Source organism: Citromicrobium bathyomarinum, from assembly GCF_038594605.1.
GTDB classification, from domain to species: domain Bacteria; phylum Pseudomonadota; class Alphaproteobacteria; order Sphingomonadales; family Sphingomonadaceae; genus Alteriqipengyuania; species Alteriqipengyuania bathyomarina_B.
The window spans coordinates 82,429-105,606 of record NZ_JBCFZM010000004.1 but is presented as its reverse complement, the minus strand read 5'-3'; the positions used below and the strand labels follow the sequence as shown (position 1 = coordinate 105,606).

Below are 23,178 nucleotides of genomic sequence, written 5' to 3'. Positions count from 1 at the left end.
TCGCCGCTAGAAGGATTCGGGCGCGAAATATCGGTCGCACACCGTATCGTTGCCGCTCCCGATGCCGAGCCGCAACGCTTCCATGCGCTGTTCGCTGGTACCGTGCGTGAAGTTTTCAGGCGAGGCCCTGCCGCCCATGCGTTCCGAAATGGCATCGTCCCCGATTGCGGATGCGGCGCGCATGCCCTCTTCGATATCGCCCGGTTCGATCTGATCGCGGTTTCGGCCCGCCCACACCCCGGCGTAGCAATCCGCCTGCAGTTCCATGCGCACCTGCAACTGGTTCGCGCGGCGCGGGTTCTGCTGCTGCGCGCTGCGCACCTGATTGGCGAGGCCGGTCAGGTTCTGGATGTGATGGCCATATTCATGCGCGACGACATAGACGCGGGCGAAGTCGCCGCCTGCGCCAAGCTCGCGCTTCATCGTGTCGTAGAAGCTGGTGTCGATGTAGATGCCGCCATCGCGCGGACAGTAGAACGGCCCCACCGCAGAGGTCGCGCTGCCGCAACCTTCGGTCTGGATGCTGTTGACGAACAGCTTGAGGAAAGGTTCGCGGAACGGAACATTCGCGCGTTCGAACACCGGCTCCCATGTCTCGTTGAGCGATTGCAATGCATTGCACGCCTCGGTCGCATAGGCGTTCTCGGTGCATAATTCCTGTTCGCTCATGCCGGCCCGTTCGCCCTCGACCTGTGCGCCGCCGGTGGCGTTGCCGACACTGTCGACCACCGCGATCGTCTGGCCCAGATCGGTCCCGAACAAGAGCGAGACGATGCCTGCGATGATGATCGTGCCGCAGCCAAGCTGGCCCGCCCCGCCGCCGGGGAAGCGGCTGCCTCCGCCACCACGGACGTCGATCTTGTCGGTGTCGAACGGATTCAGGCGCATCTGGCGGCTCCCCTTGTTATGTCCCCGGCGTGCTGCGCAAGGAAAAGCCTTGCAATGCGCGCCAACCGGCGGAACCACGGCGCACAGGTGGCGAATGGCTCCACACGGCTTGGTTAATCCTCGAAAGGCTAGCGATGTTCCTCGATGGTAAGAAGGCTTTAATTACCGGCTCCACTTCCGGCATCGGACTCGCGGTTGCGCGCGCCCTGCATGCCGAAGGCGCCGCAATCGTTCTCAACGGCTTCGGCGACGCGGAGGAGATCGCGAAGCTGCAGGAGGAACTGGGCGGCGCGGCGTTCTTCGACAGCGACCTGACCGACGTCGCAGCGATCGAATCGATGATGGGCGAGGTCGAGGGAGTCGATATCCTCGTCAACAATGCGGGGATGCAGCATGTGGCCCCGGTCGACGAGTTCCCGGTCGACAAGTGGGACAAGATCATCGCGCTCAACCTGTCGGCGGCATTCCATACGATTCGCCTCGCGGTGCCGCACATGAAGAAGCAGGGCTGGGGCCGGATCATCAACACTGCCAGCGCGCACTCGCTGGTCGCCTCGCCCTACAAGGCGGCCTATGTCGCGGCCAAGCACGGGATTGCGGGCCTGACCAAGACAGTCGCGTTGGAAGTCGCGGAAACCGGCGTGACCGTGAATTGTATCAGCCCGGGCTATGTCTGGACCCCGCTGGTCGAAAACCAGATCCCCGACACGATGAAGGCGCGCGGGATGAGCCGTGACGAGGTGATCGACCAAGTATTGCTCGCAAAGCAGCCGACCAAGAAATTCGTGCAGCCGGAGGACATTGGCGAAATGGCGGTATTCCTTTGTCGGGATTCGATGGCCAATATGAATGGCGCGAACTGGAGCGTGGATGGCGGCTGGACCGCAGAATAAGGATCGAACAGCGTGCAGCGACTGACCAGACTGACGGGAACCATCGGCGCGGCCTTGCTGCTGAGTGCCTGTGCGACCACCCCGTCGCCGCCGCCCTCACCTTCGCTCGACACGATCGAGGCGGAGCTTGCGATGGACATCGCAACGCTGGCCGACGACGATTTCGGCGGGCGTTTCCCCGGCAGCGAAGGCGAAGCCAAGACGCAAGCCTGGCTCGCGCAGCGCTTTGGGCAGATCGGGCTCGAGCCCGGGGCCGCAGATGGCGACTGGACGCAGGATTTCGCGCTGGTTCGTCGCTCTCCCGCGACCGAACCCGGGCGCGTGGCGGCCTCCGCAACGCGCGGGGAGCGCCGCGTCGCCTTCTCGCAGCCGATGCTGGGCGCCTTTTCCGCGCAGGACGAGGCGAACTTCAGCGATGTACCGCTGGTCGGGGTGGACCCCGATCTCGAAGAACTGGTGCCTGGATCGCTGGTCAACCGCGCGCTGGTATTGCCCGCTTCCGCGATCGCCAAACGGGCGAACCAGCTGGAGGCAGCGGAACCGACGGTCCTCGTCATCACGACGGAGGATCAGAAAACCTACGACCAATCTTCGCGCTTCTTCTCACGCTCGCGTTGGCGGCTCGAGAACGACCGTGAGGGAATGGCGCTGATCATGATTTCGCCCGAAGACAGCGCGGCGTTGATGGAGACGATCGGTCGCAATGCGGATCGTGCGCCCGACGGGCACGGCGTCGTCGCCTACGACACGATGCTCGACGCGCGGATATCGCAGCAGTCGGAGCGTATCGAAACCGCCAACTTCATCGCCCGCCTGCCCGGCACGGTGGACGGCGCGGGCGCGGTGCTGGTGCTCGCCCATTGGGATCACCTCGGCGATGAATGCGGCCCGCCCGATGCGGCCGACCGGCTGTGCAACGGGGCAGTCGACAATGCGAGCGGGATCGCGGTGATGGCGCAGGCCGTGGAGCTTGCGGCCGCCGACGGTCCGTTCGACCGGGATGTCATCGTGCTCGGAACGAGTGCCGAGGAAATGGGCCTGCTGGGCGCCGAGGCATTCGTTGCCGATCCCGCCGTTCCGCTGCCGACCATCGTGGCCGGCCTGAACATCGATACCGTCGCCATCGCCCCGCGGGGCGAGCCGGTCGTCATCCTCGGCGCGGGTGAGACGCCGCTCGATTACGGAATCACCGAAGTCGCGCGCACCCTCGGGCGCGAGGTCGTGCCCTCCGATCTGCAAGCGGCGTTCCTGCGGCGACAGGATGGCTGGGTGTTCCTGCGCGAAGGCGTGCCGACCGTCATGGCAGGTGGCACGCTGGCGGACGAGGAGGTGTTCCAGGCCTTCCTGCAGGGCCCCTATCACGGTGCCGACGACGAGGTCGGCGAAGGGCTGGAACTGGGCGGAGCGGCCGAGGATGCGGTGCTGCATGCCGCGCTGATCCGCTATTTCGCCAGTTTGCGCACCTATCCGGGTGGCGGGAATTAAAGAGCCGCGCGGCAGCGGGCCTGGCCGGTAATCTATCTTCGAATTGCCGATCTGGTAGACATTGCGCGCGGACGATTAAGGGTGTGCGCATGACAGCGGGGGAGAGGATGATGCCGAAAAGGCAGGCCGGGTTGGGCAAACTGTGGATGTCGGCGGCGCTGGCGGCTCTCGTGGTGGCTCCAGCCGCCGCGCAGGAATCGGCGGTAAAGACGGAGGCGGCGCAGGCAGAAACTTCCGCCGCTCAGCAGCTTGGCCGCCAGATGTATCGGTACGATCAGGCCGCGTGGCATGCGACGGACGAAATTGCGAAAAGCGTCGATCTGAGTTCGCCCGGCGAATTGCGCGGCTATCTGGTCGAACCGCTCGACAACGGCAATCTGTCGACCGTTTTCTATGGCGAGGACGACGGGGAATATTTCGAGTTCGCGCGCTATGAAATGGCGGGATCGAAGGTTGTCGGCGGAGGAGTGCTTGAGGCGGATCGCAGAACCGCGCTGTCGCCGATGCTGCAATCGATGGCATCCGCCAAATCCGCCGCCATCGACGAGCTGATGCGCCGCGAATGGGGGTTCTGCTCCAACAGCGCGCCCAATACGCTGATCCTGCCGCCCGACCGCAACGGACGGATCGCGGTCTATTTCCTGACCTCGACCACACAGAACGGTGTCTATCCCTTCGGCGGCCATTACCGAATTGACATCGCACCGGACGGGTCCGTTGCCGATGGGCGCGAATTCACCAAGAGCTGTCTCAACATGAGGCTCGACGCAGGGCCGGATGGTGCGCAGCCGGTGGGGCTCGGCGTGTCCCATCTGCTCGACGAGGAGCCGACCGAAATCCACTATTTCCAGAGCCATTACGTGCCCGTGCAGCTGTTCGTACTGATCGATGGCAATGCCTGGGTGATCGAAAACGGCGCGCTGATCGAGAAAGTCGAGGATTTCGGGGAATAGCGCCGCGCGAGTGGCCCTGCAGACGCAATGTGCAACCTCTACAACATCCGCAGCTCGCAGACCGAACTCGCCGACTTCTTCGACGCGGTTTCGCAGGATTTCGGGTCGAATACCGCGCAGGAGGTCTACCCGGGCTATCCCGCTCCGGTCGTGGTGGAAGGCCCGAATACCAAGCGATTGCGGCCGATGGTATGGGGTTTTCCGCTCCAGCGGACCGGCGCGAAGGGCCAGCCGCTCAAGCCCAAGCCGGTCAACAACACGCGTACCGACAAGCTGAAGAGCTTCTTCTGGCGCTATTCGTTCGAAGAGCGGCGCTGCCTGATCCCGGTCACGCGATTTGCCGAGGCCGAAGGGCCCAAGGGCGCGATGACCCGCACGTGGTTTGCAATGCCCGACGCCCCGCTATTCGCCACCGCTGGAATCTGGCGGCAGACCGACGAATGGGGCGAGGCGTTCAGCATGATCATGACCGAAGCGAACGGCGAGGTCGCGCCGATCCACAACCGCATGCCTGTTGTCCTGCCACGTGATGCCTGGTCCACATGGCTCGGCGCGACGCCGCAGGAGGCGTTCAGGCTGTGCGTACCTTATGCGGGCAGGCTGGCGGTCGACCGCAGCGAAGAACCGTGGTTCAAGCCGCGCGGCAGCTAGTTCGCTGCCACAAGCCGGACCGGGCCGACTTCGTAGGACAGGCCGCGTTCGGTCGCGCCGCGAAGCACTTCGACGAGGTCTTGCCCGCTCGCTCCATCCACCATCTGCAAACTGGCCTGCGCACCACCGGGGCCGTTCCCCGTCCCGACGACGCGATAGACGTCGTCGCGCTTGGCCAGTTCGAGGGTGAAGTCGATCACCGCATCGGTGGGCCCGTCCACATCGATCTGGGTGCCCCTGTCGCCCTCATCCTCGGCAGAGGAACAGGCGCCCAGCGCGAGAGCGGCCACGGCTGCGAGGGGAAAGATCGGTCTGAACATGACCGGTAAGATGCCAAAAATTGCCCTTTTGAGCAAGGCACGCTTGTCAAATAGGCGCGCTGGCCCTAGTTAGACCCCATCCCGACATCGCTGGCACCATGTTGGGCCGGGCCGCAAGGCACCGGCGCCAAACCGCATGACCATCTGATACGGAGAAGAAAACGGAGACTTATGGCGGATATCGCGCGACTGACACAGATTATCGAACCCGAGGCGAAGGCTCTGGGATTCGAGCTCGTGCGCGTGAAGATGATGCCGTCCGAAGCCGGTGACGGCACGCAGGCGCTCCAGATCATGGCGGAAGACCCGGCCACCGGGCAGCTGGTGATCGAACAATGCGCCGCGCTGAGCCGCGCGGTCTCCGCGAAGATCGATGCTCTGGAAGAGCAGGGCGATGTGCTGATCGAAGGGGCCTATCATCTCGAAGTCAGCTCGCCAGGGATCGACCGGCCGCTGACCCGTGCGAAGGATTTTTCCGACTGGGCGGGGCACGAGGCGAAGATTTCCATGGCCAAGGGCTATGAGGGCCAGCGTACCTTCAAGGGCACGCTCGAAGGTCTGCATCCGGATAACGGCATCGATTTCGTCCACATCAAGGATGCCAAGGGCGCGACTCATTTTCTCCCCTTGGAAGAAATTCATTCGGCGAAGCTCGTCCTGACCGACGAATTGATTGCCGCGACCAAACCGCTCGACACCACGGGTGCCGACGAAGTACTAGAAGACCAACAAGAAAAGGCTGACGACTGATGGCCACTGCCATTTCCGCAAACCGTGCGGAGCTCCTCGCGATCGCGAACTCGGTCGCTTCGGAAAAGATGATCGACAAGTCGATCGTGATCGAAGCGATGGAAGAGGCGATCCAGAAATCCGCCCGTAACCGTTACGGTGCGGAGAACGACATTCGCGCCAAGCTTGACCCGCAGACGGGCGATCTGCGCCTGTGGCGCGTCGTCGAAGTGGTCGAGGAAGTCGAAGACTACTTCAAGCAGGTCAATCTGGAGCAGGCGCAGAAGCTGCAGGACGGCGCCTCCATCGGCGACTTCATCGTCGATCCGCTGCCCCCGGTCGATCTGGGCCGCATCGATGCGCAGTCGGCCAAGCAGGTGATCTTCCAGAAGGTCCGCGATGCCGAGCGCGAGCGTCAGTACGAAGAGTTCAAGGATCGCGCGGGCGAAATCATCACCGGCGTCATCAAGTCGGTCGAATTCGGCCACGTGATCGTCAACCTCGGCCGGGCCGAGGGCGTCATTCGCCGCGACCAGCAGATCCCGCGCGAAGCCGCGCGTGTCGGCGAGCGTATCCGCGCGCTGATCAGCAAGGTCGAACGCAACAATCGCGGGCCCCAGATCTTCCTGACCCGCGCGCATCCCGATTTCATGCGCAAGCTGTTCGCGCAGGAAGTGCCCGAGATCTACGATGGCATCATCGAGATCAAGGCCGCCGCCCGCGACCCGGGCAGCCGCGCCAAGATCGGCGTCATCTCGCACGACTCGAGCATCGATCCGGTCGGCGCCTGCGTCGGCATGAAGGGCAGCCGCGTGCAGGCCGTCGTGCAGGAACTGCAGGGCGAGAAGATCGACATCATTCCGTGGAGCGAGGAAGAAGCGACCTTCATCGTCAACGCGCTCCAGCCCGCCACCGTCAGCCGCGTGGTGCTGGATGAAGACGAGAGCCGCATCGAAGTCGTGGTCCCCGACGACCAGCTTTCGCTGGCGATCGGCCGTCGCGGCCAGAACGTGCGCCTCGCCAGCCAGCTGACCGGCAACCAGATCGACATCATGACCGAGGAAGAAGCCTCGGAAAAGCAGGGCAAGGAATTCGCCGCCCGCTCGAAGATGTTCGAGGAAGAGCTCGACGTCGACGAAACGCTCTCGCAGCTGCTCGTCGCCGAAGGCTTCGCCGAACTGGAAGAAGTCGCCTATGTCCAGCTGGACGAACTGGCGATGATCGAAGGTTTCGACGACGAACTGGCCGAAGAACTCCAGAGCCGTGCTCAGGAAGCGCTCGATCGTCAGGAAGCGGCGCACCGCGAAGCCCGGCGCGAACTGGGCGTCGAGGATGACCTCGCCGAACTGCCGCACATGACCGAGGCAATGCTGGTTACGCTGGGCAAGGCCGGTCTCAAGACGCTCGACGATGTGGCCGATCTGGCGACCGACGAGCTGATCGCCAAGAAGCGCGAAGCTCCGCGCCGCCGCAACAATGCCAACGCCGACGGCCCGCCGATGCGGCGCGACCGCCCGATGCGCGAGCAGGACAAGGGCGGCGTGCTGGGCGAGTACGGCCTGAGCGAGGAACAGGGCAACGAGATCATCATGGCTGCCCGCGCACACTGGTTCGAGGACGAGGAGCCCGCTCCCGCCGCGACCGAGACTCAGGAGGCCGCCGATGCGGACTCCACAAAATGAGAGCCTGACGCCGACAATCGAGCGCGGACGTGCCGGCGAGAAATCGCCGGAGCGTCGCTGCATCCTGACCGGGCGCCATGGTGAGCGGGCCGAGCTGATCCGGCTCGCCATCTCGCCGCCGGGGCTCGACGGCAGGTCCGAAGTCCTGCCCGATCCGCGCGCGCGTGCGCCGGGTCGCGGCGCCTGGCTGGGCGTCACCCGCGCCGAGCTGGAGGCCGCGATGGACAAGGGCCAGCTCAAGAGTGCGCTGGCGCGCGCGTTCAAATCCGCGCCGCCTTATGTGCCCGAGGATCTGGCCGCGCAGATCGAAACCGGCCTTCTGCGCACCCTGACCGACCGGTTGGGGCTCGAAATGCGCAGCGGAAAGCTTATCTTGGGTTCGGAACGGATCGCGGAACATGCCCGTGGCGGCGTTCTTGCCGCGCTTTATCATGCCAGCGACGCGAGCGATGGCGGCTCCGCCAAGCTCGACCAGGCATGGCGCGTGGGAATGGATCGCGAAGGCAGCGGCGAGGGCGGAACGCGCTTGCCACTGGACCGCGCGGCGCTGTCTGTGGCATTGGGCCGCGACAATGTCGTCCATCTGGCGCTCGTCGACCATGCGGCGGCGAAGCGGGTCGATCAGGCCCTGACGCGCCTGCTGCATTACCGGAATGCCTCTGCGGATATCCGCGAGGGCGCGAGCGCGGCGGAGGCCACCTAGACGGGGGTCTTGCGGTTTCGCGACGATGTGATTTGAAGGAAGAAACGAGTTTTATGAGCGACGACAAGAACGAGACCCGGACCCGCAAACCGCTTGGCATTAAGCGGAGCGTGGAACCGGGCGAGGTCAAGCAGACCTTCAGCCACGGCCGCACCAACAAGGTGGCGGTCGAGGTGAAGCGTCGTCGCAAGATACTCAAGCCCGGCGAAACCGCTACCGCCCCTGCGGAAGAGGCGAAGGCGCCCGAGCCTGCACCGGCTCCTGCGCCCGCCCCTGCACCTGCGCCTGCGCCCGCAGCCAAGAAGCCTGCGCCCAAGAAGGCCGCGCCTGCCGGGGAAACCCCGCAGGAACGTGTCGCGCGGCTCCAGCGCGAGGCCGAGGAAGACCGGCTGCGCCAGGCAGAAGAAGCGCGCAAGCGCGACGATGAAAAGGCCAAGCAGGCCGCCGAGGAAGAGAAAAAGCGCGCCGAGGAAAATGCCAAGGCCAAGGAAGAAGCTGCCAAGCAGGCCGAGGTAGAGGCCAAGGCCGAACCGAAGGCCGAGGCGCAAGCGCCTGCCGACGAGCCCGCTGCCGAGCCGAGCGCCGGCGAAGGCAAGGACGATGGCAAGACCGCGCGCCCCGCCGCGCGCAAGTTCACGCCCGTCGCCCGGCCCGAGCCCAAGAAGCCCGAGAAAAAGGCGAAGAAGGAAGACAAGCCTTCGAAGACCGCCGAACGCCCCGACAAGCGGCGCTCAGGCAAGCTGACCGTCACCAAGGCGCTGAACGAGGACGAAGGCCGTCGCGCCCGCAGCCTCGCCGCGCTCAAGCGTGCGCGCGAGAAGGAACGCCGCATGCAGGGCGGCGGTTCGTCCAAGCCGCGCGAGAAGCAGGTGCGCGACGTTGTCGTCCCCGAAGCGATCACCGTGCAGGAACTCGCCAACCGCATGGCCGAAAAGGGCGCGGACCTGGTGAAGGAACTGTTCAGCCTCGGCATGGCGGTCACCGTCAACCAGACGATCGACCAGGATACCGCAGAGCTGCTGGTCGAACAGTTCGGCCACAACATCCAGAAGGTTTCCGAAGCCGATATCGACATCAAGGCCGAAGAGGATGTCGATCCGGAGGAAACGTTGCAGCCGCGCCCGCCGGTTGTCACCATCATGGGCCATGTCGATCACGGCAAGACCAGCCTGCTCGATGCGCTGCGCGGCACCAATGTGACGCGGGGCGAGGCCGGTGGCATCACCCAGCACATCGGCAGCTATCAGGTGAAGACGAAGGACGGTAACAAGATCACCTTCCTCGACACGCCGGGCCACGCCGCCTTTACCGAAATGCGTGCGCGCGGTGCCAACGTCACCGACATCGTCGTGCTGGTGGTCGCCGCCGACGATGGCATCATGCCGCAGACGATCGAGGCGATCAGCCACGCCAAGGCCGCCGGTACGCCGATCATCGTCGCCATCAACAAGATGGATAAGGAAGACGCCAACCCCCAGAAGGTGCGCGAGCGCCTGCTGGAACAGGAAGTCATCGTCGAGGCGATGTCGGGCGATGTGCAGGACGTTGAGATCTCGGCGCTCAAGGGCACCGGGCTCGACGAACTGCTCGACAAGATCGCGCTGCAGGCCGAACTGATGGAGCTGAAGGCGAACCCGGACCGGGCCGCCGAAGCCACCGTTATCGAAGCGCAGCTCGACAAGGGCCGTGGCCCCGTCGCTTCGGTGCTCGTCACGCGCGGCACCCTAAAGAAGGGTGATGCGCTGGTTGCCGGCACGATGAGTGGACGTGTCCGCGCGATCATCAACGATCAGGGCAAGCAGATCAAGGAAGCCGGCCCTTCGATGCCGGTCGAGGTCCTCGGCCTCGGCGGGGTGCCCAATGCGGGCGACCAGCTGGCCGTGGTCGAGAACGAACAGCGCGCCCGCGAGGTCGCCGAATATCGTCAGGACAAGGCGAACGAGCAGCGCACTGCGCTCGCTCCGACCAATTTCGATGCGATGTTCTCCAGCCTGGCCAACAAGGCGATCGAATTCCCCCTGCTGGTCCGTGCGGACGTTCAGGGTTCGGTCGAGGCGATCAAGACCGCGCTCACCAACCTCTCAAACGACCTTATCAAGGTCCGCATCCTGCATTCGGGCGTCGGCGCGATTACCGAGAACGACGTAACGCTGGCTGCTGCCGGCAACGCGCCGATCATCGGTTTCAATGTGCGTCCGAACGCTAAGGCACGTCAGCAGGTGGCGCGCGATAAGGTGCGGTTGATGTACTACGACGTCATTTACCACCTGACCGAGGAAATCGCGAAGGAGATGGCGGGCGAGCTGGGTCCGGAGCGGATCGAGAACGTCGTCGGCCGTGCCGCGGTCAAGGAAGTCTTCAAGTCCGGCAAGAAGGACAAGGCGGCCGGTCTGCTGGTGGAGGAAGGCACGATCCGCAAGGGTCTGTTTGCCCGCCTCACCCGCGACGATGTCATCGTATCCTCGACCACCATCGCCTCGCTGCGGCGCTTCAAGGACGATGTGGACGAAGTCCGCGCAGGCCTCGAATGCGGCGTGGTTCTGGAAGACACCAACGACATCAAGGCGGGCGACCAGCTCGAAGTCTTCGAAGTCGAGGAGCGTGAACGGACGCTTTGATGGACTTGGTAGTCGGCGTCTTTGCGGCAATCATCCTCGCCGGGATCTATTACGAGACCCGGCGAGGGTCCGATGCGCTGCATCGGATCGCGAAGGCACTCGAACGGCGAGAACCTGACGAAAAGTGACCGAGTATAGCAAGCAAGTCTTCGGCTCACCGCATGCCGATTTGATGGGAGCACGGTTCGATCACTTCGACAAGGAGCGCGAGGAGCTTACCCTGCGGTTCGTCGCGCCCGAAAGCTTCGTCACTCCGCGTGGCAGCGTGCAGGGCGGCCTCGTGGCCGGCTTTCTGGACGAGGTCATGGGCTGGGCGCATGTCTGGGCGACCGACCATGTGGAAGCCCCTCTCAATCTCGAAATCTCTATGAGCCTGCTGAAGCCCGTGCCCGCCGGTCCTCTGGTCGGCAAGGGGCGCGTGGTACGGCGCGGGCGCAAGGTGATCTTCCTCGAAGGGGAGCTTCGCGACGAGGCCGGCACGCTCCTCGCCCGTGCCACCAGCACTGCCATCCCAACGCCGCGTCCGACAGGAGAGACCTGATGGCCCGCCAGCAATTTTCCGCCGAACAGCAATCGGTCCGCGTCCTCAAGGTGGGCGAGCGGGTGCGGCATATCCTGTCCGAACTGCTCACCCGGGGCGAAGTACACGACGAAACGCTGTCCGCGCATTCGGTCAGCGTCACGGAAGTGAAGATGACACCCGATCTCAAGCAGGCGAGCGTTTACGTCAAACCGCTGCTGGGCGAGGACGAGGATGTCGTGGTCAAGGCGCTGCGCACCAACACCGCGTTCTTCCAGCGCGAGGTCGCCAAGCGCCTCGGCCTCAAATTCGCACCCAAGCTGCAGTTCCGCCCCGACGAGAGCTTCGAGGAGGCGGAGCGGATCGAAAAGCTCCTCAATGATCCCAAGGTCGCGCGCGATCTCGATGGGGATGAGGAAGAGTAGCACTCTCGAATTCACCCCTCCCGCCTGCGGGAGGGGAGTCGAGGCCTACTCCGGGTTGGCCACTGCCTCGCTCGAAGGCATGGCAGCGGGCGCTTCCATTCCGGCAGGTGCCGCCATCTCGGGCATCGCGTAGGACACCGGCGCATCGGGCCCGAGCGGGATGCCGAGGTAGAACCAGCCCACGATCAGCGCGGTGCCGAAGATCAGCAGCCAGATCGAATAGGGCAGCATCATCGCGGTCAGGCTGCCGAGGCCGAAATCGGGCTGCCAGCGCTGCGCGAACACCAGGATCAGCGGGAAGTACACCATCAGCGGGGTGATGATGTTGGTCGCGCTGTCGCCCACGCGGTAGGCCGCCGTCGCGCCTTCGGGGCTGATCCCGAGCAGCATGAGCATCGGCACGAGGATCGGCGCGAGCAGGGCCCACTTGGCGCTGGCCGAGCCGACGAACAGGTTGAGCAGGCCGGTGAACAGCACCATCAGCCCGATCACCGCGGGCAGCGGCAGGCCGGTCGATTCGATCGCGCCTGCGCCATGCACGGCGGAGATCAGGCCGAGATTGGACCAGTTGAACATCGCCACGAAATGCGCGGCGGCGAAAGCGAGGACGAGGTAATAGCCCATGTCCTTCATGCTTTCGGCCATCATGTTGACGAGGTCGCGGTGGTTCTCGATCGTCCCCACCACGCGGCCATAGGCCCAGCCGGTGGCGAGGAAGAGGATGAAGAACGCCGCGACCAGCGAACTGTAGAGCGGGCCGAGTTCGGTATGGATCGAACAATCGGCGAGGCGCGTGCCGTCTTCGGCCACACAGGCCGCCTCGTCGATCAGCGGCGTGCCCGGCGCGAAGACCATGGTGGCCCACAACGCGATCACCAGCAGCGCGGCGATGCCCGCATGGCGCAGGCCCTTCGATGCCAGAGCACCATCGTGCTCGCTGGGGGCGGGGCTGGTGTCGTCGTCGGCCGCACCGGCGGATGCCCCGCCGGTCCATGGGCCCAGCCGCGGTTCGATGATCTTGTCGGTTACGAACCAGATGATCGGCAGGAAGACGAAGGTCATCGCGCTGATGAAGTACCAGTTGCCCGCGATGTTGGCGGTCCAGTCCGGGTCGAGCATGCTCGCGCCGACCGCTTCCTCGGTAATGCCGAAAAGCAGCGCATCGAGCTGCCCGGGGGAGATATTGGCGGAGAAGCCGCCCGAAACGCCGGCGAATGCTGCCGCGATGCCCGCCAGCGGGTGGCGCCCGGCGGCGGCGAAAAGGATGCCTGCCAGCGGAATCAGCACGACATAGCCTGCGTCGGCGGCATGGTTGCCGAGCATCGCGACCAGCGCGACGACGGGGGTCAGCAGCGCCTTGGGCGCGGCCTTCACCGCCTTGGACATGCCCGCCGCAAAGAAGCCCGAACGCTCCGCCACACCGGCCCCCAGCATCACCACCAGCACGTATCCGAGCGGGTGGAAGTGCGTGAACGTCTCGGGCATTTCGACCCACAGGCGCTGGATATTCTCGGGGCTGAGGAGGCTGACCGCCTGGATCACGCTGGGCATTCCGCTCGCATCGTCCACCTCGGTCGGGTGGAGCGCGGACACGCCGGTCAGCGCGCAGATCACCGAAACGATCACCAGCGCGATGATCAGGTAGAAGAAGATGAAGACCGGGTCGGGCAGGCGGTTGCCGGTCCGTTCGACCCAACCCAGAAAGCCCTTTTGCGTCGGTGCCTGTGCGGCGCTTGCCATTCGATTGCTCCCCTCAATCTTGTGTTCGGCAGAAGGGCTAGCATCGCCGCGTCATCCTGTCGCGGGGCTTAATCTCTTGGACAGAGGCCCTTGCACCCGCCAGAAGACGCGCGATGGCCAAGCTGTATTTCTACTTCGCGAGCATGAATGCGGGCAAGAGCGCGCTGCTGCTGCAGACCGCGTTCAATTATCGCGAGCGGGGCATGGACGTCTCGCTGTGGACCGCAGGGGTCGACGATCGCGCAGAGCAGCGCGGGATCGACAGCCGGATCGGCCTGCGCAGCGCGGCGCATTCCTTCGACGAACAGACCGATATTGCGGCGCGCGTGCTCGCGCTGCAGGCGGAAGACGGGCCGATCGGCTGTGTGCTGGTGGACGAGGCGCAGTTCCTCTCACCCGAACAGGTCTGGCATCTCGCACGGCTGACCGACCGGCACGATATTCCCGTGATCTGCTACGGCTTGCGGACCGATTTCCAAGGGCGGCTGTTCCCCGGATCGGCGGAGTTGCTGGGCATTGCCGACAAGCTCGTGGAGATGAAGGCCGTGTGCCATTGCGGGCGCAAGGCGACGATGAACCAGCGGGTCGACGGCGACGGACAGCCGGTAACATCGGGCGCGCAGACCGAGATCGGCGGGAACGAGCGCTATGTTGCGGTGTGTCGGCGGCACTTCGTGAGGGCCGAGGCATGAGCACCGCCAAACCCGCACCCCATGGCTGGCTGATCCTCGACAAGCCGCGCGGGATGGGTTCGACGCAAGGCGTCGCGGCGGTCAAGCGCAACCTGCGCGAAGGCGGCTATCCCAAGGTGAAGATCGGCCATGGCGGCACGCTCGACCCGCTGGCCGAAGGCGTGCTGCCCATCGCGCTGGGCGAGGCGACCAAGCTGGCGGGCCGCATGCTCGATGCGACCAAGACTTATGTGTTCACGATCCGGTTCGGCGAGGAAACCGACACGCTCGACACCGAGGGCGAGGTAATCGCGCGCAGCGACCGCTTCCCGCCGCTGGCGGCCGTCGCGGGCGTGCTGGACCACTTCACCGGCCCGATCGAACAGGTGCCGCCTGCGTATTCGGCGCTGAAGGTCGACGGAAAGCGCGCCTACGACCGGGCGCGGGCGGGGGAGGATGTGGAGCTGGCGACGCGCGCGGTGACGATTTACTGTCTCTCATTCTACCGTCATGCTGAACTTGTTTCAGCAACCAGCTTGCCAACTGAATCGTCGAAGCAAGATGATGACTGGACCCCGAAACAAGTTCGGGGTGACGATCAGCAACTCGAATCCACCTTCCAGACCACCACCGGCCGCCCGGACCCCTACGATCCTTCCGCGCCGCTCGAACTGGCCGAAAGCGTCACGCTGGAGGCTACGGTCAGCAAGGGGACTTACATCCGGTCTCTGGCACGCGACATCGCACGTGCCCTTGGCACGCGCGGTCACGTCACCTACCTCAGGCGTACGCAAGCCGGGCCGTTCCGCGAGGAACAGGCGATTTCGCTGGACAATCTCAACGAAATCGCTAACGGCGCGCCATTGCAAGACCTCCTCCTGCCGCTAGAGGCGGGGCTGGACGACATCCCGGCCCTCTCCCTCGATCCGGAGCAAGCGCAGGCGGCCCGCCAGGGCCGGGTCTTGACCGGACTGCCCCACACCGACGGGCTCTATTTCGCGAAATCGGGTAGCGTCCCGGTGGCGCTGGTGGAGATCGAAGGCGGTACGATGAAAATCGTGCGGGGTTTCAACTTTCCCGATGTCGCGGAGTAGAATGAATGACGGTAACTGCCGAGCGCAAGCAAGAGATCATCAAGGACAACGCCCAGGCTGAAAACGACACGGGCAGTCCCGAAGTGCAGGTCGCGATCCTGACCGAGCGGATCAAGAACCTGACCGAGCACTTCAAGGCGAACCACAAGGACAATCATAGTCGCCGTGGTCTCCTGATGATGGTCAACAAGCGCCGCAACCTGCTCGCCTATCTCAAGAAGATCGATGTCGAGCGGTACAACGCGCTGATCCAGAAACTGGGTCTTCGTAAATAAGGTTTCTCGAAGGGCGGCCACGGGTCGCCCTTTGTTTATTCGCGAGCATCGCAAGGAAAAATGTGAAACCGGTTGCCGGTTTTGCGATGCGACCGACCAATCCGCGACCGTGCAATCCGGCATGGCGCGGACAACCGGGGCATAAGACAAGCCCCGCACCGGACCGGGACGGTATCCCCGGCAGTAGGCCCCGCGCCCGCAATATGGCGGTGCGGGTTCAGAAGGATTATACATGTTCGACAAGAAAACCGTATCGATCGAGTGGGGCGGAAAGACCCTCACCCTCGAAACAGGCCAGATCGCCCGTCAAGCCGACGGCGCCGTGCTGGCCACCTATGGCGAAACCGTGGTGCTGTGCGCCGTGACCGCCGCCAAGAGCGTGAAAGAAGGGCAGGACTTCTTCCCCCTTACCGTTCACTACCAGGAAAAATTCTCCGCTGCGGGCCGTATCCCGGGCGGCTTCTTCAAACGCGAAGGCCGCGCGACGGAGAAGGAAACGCTCACCTCGCGCCTGATCGACCGCCCCGTGCGGCCGCTCTTCCCCGAAGGTTTCTACAACGAAATCAACGTTATCTGCCAGGTCCTGTCGTATGATGGCGAGACCGAGCCCGATATCGTCGCGATGATCGCGGCGTCGGCTGCGCTGACCATCAGCGGCGTCCCCTTCATGGGCCCGATCGGCGCCGCCCGCGTCGGCTTCCGCAATGGCGAATACGAACTCAACCCGTCGCTCTCGTCCGCACTCGACGAAGAAGGTCGCCTCGACCTCGTCGTCGCCGCGACCAATGACGCGGTGATGATGGTCGAATCCGAAGCCAAGGAGCTGACCGAAGAGGAAATGCTCGGCGCGGTGATGTTCGCGCACGAGGAATCCAAGAAGGTCATCGGCGCGATCATCGATCTGGCCGAGCAGGCCGCCAAGGACCCGTGGGAACTCGCCTCGAGCGACGACAACGCGTCGATGAAGGACGCCATCCGCGCGATGATCGGTGACGACATCGCGAAGGCCTACAAGCTGACCGATAAGTCCGCCCGTTCGGACGCGCTCAACGCAGCGCGCGAGAAGGTGAAGGCGCACTATTCCTCGGAAGAGTTCGACGGTCAGCAGAAGATGACCGCCAACAAGCTGACCAAGAAGCTGGAAGCGGAAATCGTTCGCGGTGCGATCCTCAAGGACGGCCAGCGCATCGATGGGCGCAAACTCGATCAGGTTCGCCCGATCGAGGCGATGGTCGGCCTGCTGCCCCGCACGCATGGTTCGGCGCTGTTCACACGCGGTGAGACGCAGGCGATCTGCACCACCACGCTGGGCACCAAGGATGCCGAGCAGATGATCGATGGGCTCGAAGGCCTGTCGTACAACAACTTCATGCTGCACTATAACTTCCCGCCCTATTCGGTCGGCGAAGTGGGCCGCTTCGGCTTCACCAGCCGTCGCGAGACCGGCCACGGCAAGCTGGCATGGCGCGCGCTGCACCCCGTGCTGCCCGATCATGAAGATTTCCCCTACACGATCCGCATCCTCTCGGACATCACCGAAAGCAACGGTTCCTCCTCGATGGCGACCGTGTGCGGTGGCTGTCTGTCGATGATGGACGCCGGCGTTCCGATCGAGCGTCCGGTGTCGGGTATCGCGATGGGCCTGATCCTCGAAGGCGACGAATTCGCCGTGTTGTCCGACATCCTTGGTGACGAAGATCACCTCGGCGACATGGACTTCAAGGTCGCGGGTTCGGAAGCGGGCATCACCTCGCTCCAGATGGACATCAAGGTTGCCGGCATCACGCAGGAAATCATGACCAAGGCGCTCGAGCAGGCGAAGGCCGGCCGCGCGCACATCCTGGGTGAGATGACCAAGGCTTTGGGCTCTGCACGTTCGGGCGTGTCCAAGCACGCGCCGCGCATCGAGACGATGCAGATCGACAAGTCGAAGATCCGCGACGTGATCGGCACGGGCGGCAAGGTGATCCGCGAGATCGTCGCCGAAACCGGCGCGAAGGTCGACATCGACGACGAAGGCGTGATCAAGATTTCGTCGAGCAATGCCGACGAGATCGAGGCTGCACGCAAGTGGATCGAAGGCATCGTCGAAGAGGCGGAAGTCGGCAAGATCTACACCGGCAAGGTCGTCAACATCGTCGATTTCGGTGCGTTCGTGAACTTCATGGGTGGCAAGGACGGCCTCGTCCACGTCTCCGAAATGAAGAACGAGCGGGTCGAGAAGCCGACCGATGTCGTCTCCGAAGGCCAGGAAGTGAAGGTCAAGGTCCTCGAGATCGACCAGCGCGGCAAGGTCCGCCTGTCGATGCGCGTCGTCGACCAGGAAACCGGCGAAGAGCTGGAAGACACGCGTCCGCCGCGTGAACCGCGCGGTGACAAGCCGCGTGGTGACCGTGGTGGCGATCGCCGTGGCGGTCGTGGCCCGCGTGGCGGCGGCGGTGGCCGTGGCCCGCGTGGTGGCGGCGACGGCGGCGGCAACAACGACGGGAGCAATGGTGGCCCCGCGCACATGCCCGACTTCCTGAAGGACTAAGTCCCTCAAAGGATAAATACACGAAGGGCCGCAGGAGCAATGCTTCTGCGGCCCTTTGCATGTCCGGACGCATCATCTCATCGGCGGGTTCAACCCATTTCGAGGATCGGCTTGAACACCTTGCCGTCGTGCAGATCGGCCACCGCTTCGTTGATCTTGTCGAAGGGGTAGCGCTTCACCAGCCGGTCGAAGGGGAAGTGCCCCTTGCGATACAGGTCGACCAGCGTCGGGATGAACTGCTTCACCTTGGAATCGCCCTCCACGCAGCCGACGATCTTGCGACCCGACAGGATCTGCTCGTTGGCATCGAACGAATATTCGGTGCCCGCTGGCGGCGCGCCGACGACCACCATCGTCCCGCGCTGGGCGAGCGATTCCCACGCACCGCGCGCTGCGGTGGCATTGCCGCTGCATTCGATCGCGTAGTCCGCGCCTGCCCCGGTGATCTTGCGTACCTCTTCGGCAACATCGGTCTCTTTGGTCACGTGGATCGTGTCGGTCGCGCCCAGTTCCTTCGCCAGCTTCAGCCGATCCTCGTTCGTGTCGACCGCGACGATCGGTGAACACCCGGAGACCTTTGCGCCCATCACGGCCGCCATGCCGACACTGCCGACGCCCGAGACCAGCAGGCTCGATCCCGCCTTGGGCTGGGCGGTGCGCATCACCGCACCCGCGCCGGTCTGGATGCCGCAGCCCAGCGGGCCGAGGAGCGAAATGTCCACCTCGCCCTCGATCTTCACGACATTGCGTTCGTGCGCGATGGAGTATGTGGCGAAGCTCGATTGCTGGAAGAACGCGGCGTTGGGGCCGTCTTCGAACACCGGCGCATCGTCGCCCTGCCGCCTGTTCATGAAGTTGAGCGGATTGAACTCGGAACAATAGGCGGGGTCGCCTTCCTGACAGGGGCGGCAATGGCCGCAGGAGCCGTAGGACAGGACGACCTGATCGCCCGGCGCAATGTCGGTCACGTGCGATCCGGTCGCGACGACCTTGCCCGCGCCTTCATGGCCGAGCACGACGGGGAAATTGGTCGGCAGATCGCCTGCCTGCACCGCCAGATCGGTGTGGCACACGCCGGTGGCGACCAGTTCGATCAGCACCTCGTGCGGGCCGGGATCGGCGATCGCGCGCTCTTCGATGGCGAAGTCGCCTCCGGCTTCGGGGACGACGGCGATACGGGCGGTGGTGGGCATGGGGATTCTCCTTCGGGGGTTACCGGGGTAACTTTTCCCGGAGGGGCGGCGTTCCAGACTTTCCCCGTCGCTGTGCTGCGTTTATCGCAATGCCCATGCTGCCACGCGAAACGATAGCCACCGCCCAGATCCCCGACGGGAAGGAGCTGACGCTGGTCAGCCACGGGCGCGATTTCATCATCATGCTCGGGCGCGACGAGCTGATGGGCACGCGGATGCAATTTTCCGAAGAGCAGCTTGCTGTGCTGACGCTGGCGGAGCTGGACGCGCCGCGCCCACGCGTGCTCATCGGCGGGTTCGGGATGGGCTTCACCTATCGCGCCGCGCTCGCTCATCTGCCCGCAGGCGGCAGCGTCACGGTGGCCGAACTGGTGCCCGAAATCCTCGAATGGGCGCGCGGGCCGCTTGCGCACCTGAGCGCCGAGAGCCTCGACGATCCGCGCGGGGAGGTGATCCTGTGCAATGTCGAGGCGCTGATCGATGACGCCAATGACGGCACTACCGCCAAATACGACGCGATCCTGCTCGATGTCGACAACGGCCCGGACGGGATCGTCGTCGACAGCAATTTCCGGCTCTACACGCGCACCGGCATTGCCAAGGCGAAGGATGCGCTCAATCCCGGTGGGATCATGGCGGTGTGGTCGGCCGCGCCAGACCACAAGTTTACCACGCGGCTGAAGGATGGCGGGTTCGATGTGGAGGTGCGCGAAGTGCGCGCGCGGCCGAACAACAAGGGGCCGCGCCACACGATCTGGTTTGCAAAGAAGCGCTAGGCCGCAGGCTTCAATCGCATCGCGCCCAGATAGTCGCGCTTGCCGAGCTCCACGCCCTTCATCCTCAAGATGTCGTATGCGGTCGCGCTATGGAAATAGAGGTTGGGGTTGGAGAAGCTGAGCAGGAAATCCTGCACGGTGAAATCGAGCCGGAACCTGTCGCCGACAGTGAAGAGCATGTCGTTCCCGGCGACCTCCTCCAGCGCGCTTTCATCAATGCCCTCGCAGGTCTTCCGGGCGGTCGCGATCATCTCGCGCAGGCTCGCAAAATCCTCGGGGTAGGGGTTCATGTCCGGCGAGAAATGGCCCTTGCCCGCACCTTCGAGTGCAAGGTGCGAATGCGTCCAGCAGCTTTTGAACTGGTAGGCAAGCGGCAGCATGTCCTCGGCCAGGCGGGTCTCCAGCAGTTCCTTCTCACCCGCCTTGCCGTCCGCGACGAAGCCTTCCGCCTTGTCGAGCAGGCCGTCGACCGCGCCGAGCACCTGGAGCCAGTTGGGGATGATCGCCTGATGCAGTGAAAGGGCCATGTCTCTCTCTCCCTCTAGAAGCGAAACAGCCCGGCAATCCGCAAGGGACGACCGGGCTGTGCGCTTGGTTCTATATTTTTAGGTCTTGGCTCTTGCCGATCAGCGTACCCGCGGACCGCCATAGGGCAGCGGCGGCGGAGGACGGCGCGAACCGCGCGGCAGCTGCGCCTGATAGGCGCGCCCGCAATGTTCGACGCAATAGGGGAAGCCGGGGTTCACCGCCTCGCCGCAGAAGTGGAAATCGGGTTCGCCCGGATGGCCCATCGGCCAGCGGCAGACCTTGTCGCTCAGATCGAGCAGGCTGGTCTTGTCAGCAATCGAGGGATCGGGCTTCGCGGGCACCAGACGGCGCGGCGGTGCGGGCGGGATCGGCGGCTGCTGATCGCCCGGGCCCTGCCGCAAGAAGCCACCGGGGCCGACCGAGACGACTCGCGGACTGCTCGATTTCGCTGCCTCAGGTTCGGGCGCGTCCTGCCCCTGCGGGGTGGCGGGGCCCTGCGCAGCCTCAGGCTTGGGTTCGGGCTTCTCTGCCGGTGCCGGAGCGGGTGTGGGTGCCGGAGTCGGAGTCGGAGCCGGTGCGGGGGCGGGCTCGGCCGCCTTGGGTTTCGGCGCGGGCTTGGCCTTGGGGGCGGCGGGTTTCGTCTTGTCCGCCGCCTTAACCGGGGACGGGCGCGATTTCAGCCCCAGCCGGTGGGCCTTGCCGATCACGGCATTGCGCGAGACTTCGCCCAGTTCCTTGGCGATCTCGGTCGCGGTAGAGCCGCCTTCCCACATACGCTTGAGGGTCGCGGTGCGCTCTTCGGTCCAACTCATCGAAAATCCATCTGCTAAGTGCGTGCACGCATAGTTAGGTATTCGCGCGCCGGGTTGCCACCCGTATCCCTAGCGCTTAGGCGGCGGGGCATGAGCGATCAAGCGCCGCCCGCAGATCGGGCACTTTCCCAGAGCAACGCCGTGCCCTCCACGCTGCCCGAATGGGGCAGCCCGCGCATCCACGGGATCAACCGGATCGGGTTGTGGAGCCTCTATCGCAAGGAGGTGCGCCGCTTCTTCAAGGTGCAGACGCAAACGGTGTGGGCACCGGCCTTCACCACGCTGCTGTTCCTCGTGATCTTCTCGGTCGCGCTGGGGCGGGGCGGGCGCGAGATTCTGGGCGTGCCGTTCGAGAGCTTTTTGGCGCCCGGCCTGATCGTGATGGCGATGATGCAGAACAGCTTCGCCAATTCCAGCTTCAGTTTCCTGTCGGGCAAGATCCAGGGGACGATCATCGACCTGCTGATGCCGCCGCTGAGCCACGGAGAGCTGCTGGCGGGCATCGTCGGCGCGGCGGTGACGCGCGCAGTGCTGGTCGGCGGCGCGGTGGCGCTGGCGATCTGGCTCTATCCCGGCGCGAAGCTGACGATCGCGCATCCGTGGGCGATCGTCTGGTTCGGCCTGATGGGGGCGCTGATGCTAGGCTTCTTCGGGCTGGCGACGTCGGTGTGGGCCGAAAAGTTCGATCACAACGCGGCGGTGACGAATTTCATCGTCGCACCGCTCAGCCTGCTGTCGGGCACGTTCTACACGATCGACCGGCTGCAAGAGCCGTTCTACACGATCAGCCACTTCAACCCGTTCTTCTATGTGATCTCGGGCTTCCGCTATGGCTTTATCGGGCAGAGCGACATTGCCGGGCACATGGAAGCGGGCGCTCAGCCCGTCATCTGGGCGGCGGCGGGGCTGCTGGGCCTCAATATCGCACTGGCGCTGGGCGTGTTCGCGATTCTCAGGTCGGGCTGGAAGATCCGGCAGTAGCGGCAATGTGGCTGGCGCGGGTTTGCGGCCGACTGGAAGGTCCGCTCAGTGCGTCATCCCGCGCCGCATGGCATAGCGGCCGTCGGCGAACCCATCGAACATCTCTGCGATGTTCGGATGATCGACCGGCCCGCCTGGCCCGTCGCCAAGCAGGTTCTGCTGGCTGACATAGGCGACGTAATAGGCATCGTCGCTCTCGGCGAAGAGGTGGTAGAACGGCTGGTCGCGCTCTGGCCGGACCTGTTCGGGAATGGCTTCGTACCATTCTTCGCTGTTGGCGAAGGTGGGATCGATGTCGAATACCACGCCGCGAAAATCGAACATCTTGTGGCGAACGACGTCGCCCACGCCAAAGCGCGCCTGGCGCGTCAGCGGGACTTCGATCTGGCGACCGGCCTGGTGCGAAAAGAACTGCGAAACCTGCATTGGGGCCAAGATAGATGCGCAAAGCCCCATGCACAATGGGCGGTCGATCGCGCGCAGCGATATCGCATGCAAATCGGGGGCTTGGCAGCGCCGTCACATTAGGCTAGCTGCGCCGCTCCCGGCCTTCCGGCGTGGCTGTTTGCCGCGCCGCATCAAGCCCCTTTTTTTGCGGAGAGGTGGCAGAGAGGTCGAATGCGCTGCACTCGAAATGCAGTGTACTGGCAACAGTACCGTGGGTTCGAATCCCACCCTCTCCGCCATTCGCTTTCTTTCCGATTACTT

Annotated in this window: 24 protein-coding genes and 1 tRNA gene; 18 read left to right on the top strand and 7 right to left on the bottom strand. The window is 64.4% G+C overall.

The genetic code is table 11. The features are described 5' to 3' along the window. Positions 1–6: 6 nt before the first annotated feature. Entirely contained in the window at positions 7–888 is an 882-nt protein-coding gene (ypfJ, locus tag AAG612_RS14665; protein ID WP_342511409.1) for a KPN_02809 family neutral zinc metallopeptidase, read from the bottom strand. A gap of 134 nt (positions 889–1,022) precedes the next feature. On the opposite strand from ypfJ, the gene AAG612_RS14660 reads away from it, so the two are divergent. The 4 genes from AAG612_RS14660 (at position 1,023) to AAG612_RS14645 (ending at position 4,870) form a co-directional block, all read left to right on the top strand. Further along, the gene (locus AAG612_RS14660) at positions 1,023–1,781 is read left to right on the top strand and encodes a 3-hydroxybutyrate dehydrogenase (RefSeq protein WP_342511407.1); all 759 of its coding nucleotides are present in this window, start codon (positions 1,023–1,025) and stop codon (positions 1,779–1,781) included. Positions 1,782–1,793: 12 nt separating this feature from the next. Next, positions 1,794–3,266: a M28 family peptidase gene (locus tag AAG612_RS14655; protein ID WP_342511406.1), complete on the top strand. Its 1,473-nt coding sequence runs from the start codon at positions 1,794–1,796 to the stop codon at positions 3,264–3,266. Between the two features lie 110 nt (positions 3,267–3,376). Beyond that, the gene (locus tag AAG612_RS14650; protein WP_342511403.1) at positions 3,377–4,219 is read left to right on the top strand and encodes a hypothetical protein; all 843 of its coding nucleotides are present in this window, start codon (positions 3,377–3,379) and stop codon (positions 4,217–4,219) included. 27 nt (positions 4,220–4,246) lie between these two features. Then, positions 4,247–4,870, top strand: coding sequence for an SOS response-associated peptidase (locus AAG612_RS14645; RefSeq protein WP_342511402.1), 624 nt, complete (start codon positions 4,247–4,249; stop codon positions 4,868–4,870). On the opposite strand, the gene AAG612_RS14640 is transcribed toward AAG612_RS14645, so the two are convergent. Continuing rightward, a complete protein-coding gene (locus AAG612_RS14640) occupies positions 4,867–5,190 on the bottom strand; it encodes a hypothetical protein (protein WP_342511400.1) in 324 nt (107 codons plus the stop codon). The two genes, AAG612_RS14645 and AAG612_RS14640, sit on opposite strands and share 4 nt — an antisense overlap. Before the next feature lie 171 nt (positions 5,191–5,361). Here AAG612_RS14640 and rimP point away from each other — a divergent pair, with 171 nt between their 5' ends. From rimP to rbfA, 7 genes are read left to right on the top strand one after another with little or no spacing between them, the layout of a single operon-like run. Then, positions 5,362–5,940: a ribosome maturation protein RimP gene (gene rimP / locus AAG612_RS14635; RefSeq protein ID WP_342511397.1), complete on the top strand. Its 579-nt coding sequence runs from the start codon at positions 5,362–5,364 to the stop codon at positions 5,938–5,940. Continuing rightward, positions 5,940–7,601 carry a transcription termination factor NusA gene (nusA, locus tag AAG612_RS14630; RefSeq protein ID WP_342511395.1) on the top strand — a complete coding sequence of 554 codons (1,662 nt, stop codon included), beginning with the start codon at positions 5,940–5,942 and terminating at the stop codon, positions 7,599–7,601. Before rimP ends, nusA begins: the two co-directional genes overlap by 1 nt. After that, positions 7,582–8,304, top strand: coding sequence for a DUF448 domain-containing protein (locus AAG612_RS14625; RefSeq protein WP_342511393.1), 723 nt, complete (start codon positions 7,582–7,584; stop codon positions 8,302–8,304). Before nusA ends, AAG612_RS14625 begins: the two co-directional genes overlap by 20 nt. Positions 8,305–8,357: 53 nt before the next feature. Continuing rightward, entirely contained in the window at positions 8,358–10,922 is a 2,565-nt protein-coding gene (gene infB / locus AAG612_RS14620; protein WP_342511391.1) for a translation initiation factor IF-2, read from the top strand. After that, positions 10,922–11,050, top strand: coding sequence for a hypothetical protein (locus AAG612_RS14615; protein ID WP_342511389.1), 129 nt, complete (start codon positions 10,922–10,924; stop codon positions 11,048–11,050). The genes infB and AAG612_RS14615 overlap by 1 nt, the downstream gene beginning before the upstream one ends. 44 nt (positions 11,051–11,094) lie before the next feature. Then, a complete protein-coding gene (locus tag AAG612_RS14610; protein WP_342511387.1) occupies positions 11,095–11,463 on the top strand; it encodes a PaaI family thioesterase in 369 nt (122 codons plus the stop codon). Continuing rightward, complete coding sequence (rbfA, locus tag AAG612_RS14605; protein WP_342511385.1) at positions 11,463–11,867, top strand: 30S ribosome-binding factor RbfA; 405 nt, start codon at positions 11,463–11,465, stop codon at positions 11,865–11,867. The genes AAG612_RS14610 and rbfA overlap by 1 nt, the downstream gene beginning before the upstream one ends. A 45-nt stretch (positions 11,868–11,912) precedes the next feature. Here the strand turns inward: rbfA and AAG612_RS14600 are convergent, their stop codons facing one another. Beyond that, positions 11,913–13,607 carry an AbgT family transporter gene (locus tag AAG612_RS14600; RefSeq protein ID WP_342511383.1) on the bottom strand — a complete coding sequence of 565 codons (1,695 nt, stop codon included), beginning with the start codon at positions 13,605–13,607 and terminating at the stop codon, positions 11,913–11,915. 113 nt (positions 13,608–13,720) lie between these two features. Between AAG612_RS14600 and AAG612_RS14595 the strand changes: the two genes are divergently transcribed. The 4 genes from AAG612_RS14595 to pnp all read left to right on the top strand — a co-directional run bounded on the left by AAG612_RS14595 (position 13,721) and on the right by pnp (position 18,180). Next, positions 13,721–14,299, top strand: a complete 579-nt coding sequence (locus tag AAG612_RS14595) for a thymidine kinase (RefSeq protein WP_342511381.1) — start codon at positions 13,721–13,723, stop codon at positions 14,297–14,299. After that, positions 14,296–15,372, top strand: a complete 1,077-nt coding sequence (truB, locus tag AAG612_RS14590; protein WP_342511379.1) for a tRNA pseudouridine(55) synthase TruB — start codon at positions 14,296–14,298, stop codon at positions 15,370–15,372. Before AAG612_RS14595 ends, truB begins: the two co-directional genes overlap by 4 nt. 5 nt (positions 15,373–15,377) lie before the next feature. Beyond that, complete coding sequence (rpsO, locus tag AAG612_RS14585; RefSeq protein ID WP_342511377.1) at positions 15,378–15,647, top strand: 30S ribosomal protein S15; 270 nt, start codon at positions 15,378–15,380, stop codon at positions 15,645–15,647. Between the two features lie 232 nt (positions 15,648–15,879). Further along, positions 15,880–18,180, top strand: coding sequence for a polyribonucleotide nucleotidyltransferase (gene pnp / locus AAG612_RS14580; protein WP_342511375.1), 2,301 nt, complete (start codon positions 15,880–15,882; stop codon positions 18,178–18,180). Positions 18,181–18,269: 89 nt separating this feature from the next. Here pnp and AAG612_RS14575 read toward each other — a convergent pair whose 3' ends face one another. Next, positions 18,270–19,373, bottom strand: coding sequence for an NAD(P)-dependent alcohol dehydrogenase (locus AAG612_RS14575; RefSeq protein WP_342511373.1), 1,104 nt, complete (start codon positions 19,371–19,373; stop codon positions 18,270–18,272). 95 nt (positions 19,374–19,468) lie between these two features. Here AAG612_RS14575 and AAG612_RS14570 point away from each other — a divergent pair, with 95 nt between their 5' ends. Then, positions 19,469–20,149, top strand: a complete 681-nt coding sequence (locus AAG612_RS14570; RefSeq protein ID WP_342511371.1) for a spermine/spermidine synthase domain-containing protein — start codon at positions 19,469–19,471, stop codon at positions 20,147–20,149. Here the strand turns inward: AAG612_RS14570 and AAG612_RS14565 are convergent. Beyond that, positions 20,146–20,676, bottom strand: a complete 531-nt coding sequence (locus AAG612_RS14565) for a DUF1993 domain-containing protein (protein ID WP_342511369.1) — start codon at positions 20,674–20,676, stop codon at positions 20,146–20,148. The genes AAG612_RS14570 and AAG612_RS14565 overlap by 4 nt on opposite strands. A gap of 99 nt (positions 20,677–20,775) precedes the next feature. Continuing rightward, positions 20,776–21,489: a GcrA family cell cycle regulator gene (locus tag AAG612_RS14560; protein WP_342511367.1), complete on the bottom strand. Its 714-nt coding sequence runs from the start codon at positions 21,487–21,489 to the stop codon at positions 20,776–20,778. A 90-nt stretch (positions 21,490–21,579) separates the two neighbouring features. Between AAG612_RS14560 and AAG612_RS14555 the strand changes: the two genes are divergently transcribed. After that, positions 21,580–22,470: an ABC transporter permease gene (locus AAG612_RS14555; RefSeq protein WP_342511365.1), complete on the top strand. Its 891-nt coding sequence runs from the start codon at positions 21,580–21,582 to the stop codon at positions 22,468–22,470. Positions 22,471–22,515: 45 nt separating this feature from the next. Here AAG612_RS14555 and hspQ read toward each other — a convergent pair whose 3' ends face one another. After that, a complete protein-coding gene (gene hspQ / locus AAG612_RS14550) occupies positions 22,516–22,896 on the bottom strand; it encodes a heat shock protein HspQ (RefSeq protein WP_342511363.1) in 381 nt (126 codons plus the stop codon). A gap of 170 nt (positions 22,897–23,066) precedes the next feature. On the opposite strand from hspQ, the gene AAG612_RS14545 reads away from it, so the two are divergent. Beyond that, positions 23,067–23,156, top strand: a tRNA-Ser gene (locus tag AAG612_RS14545). Positions 23,157–23,178: the final 22 nt, after the last annotated feature.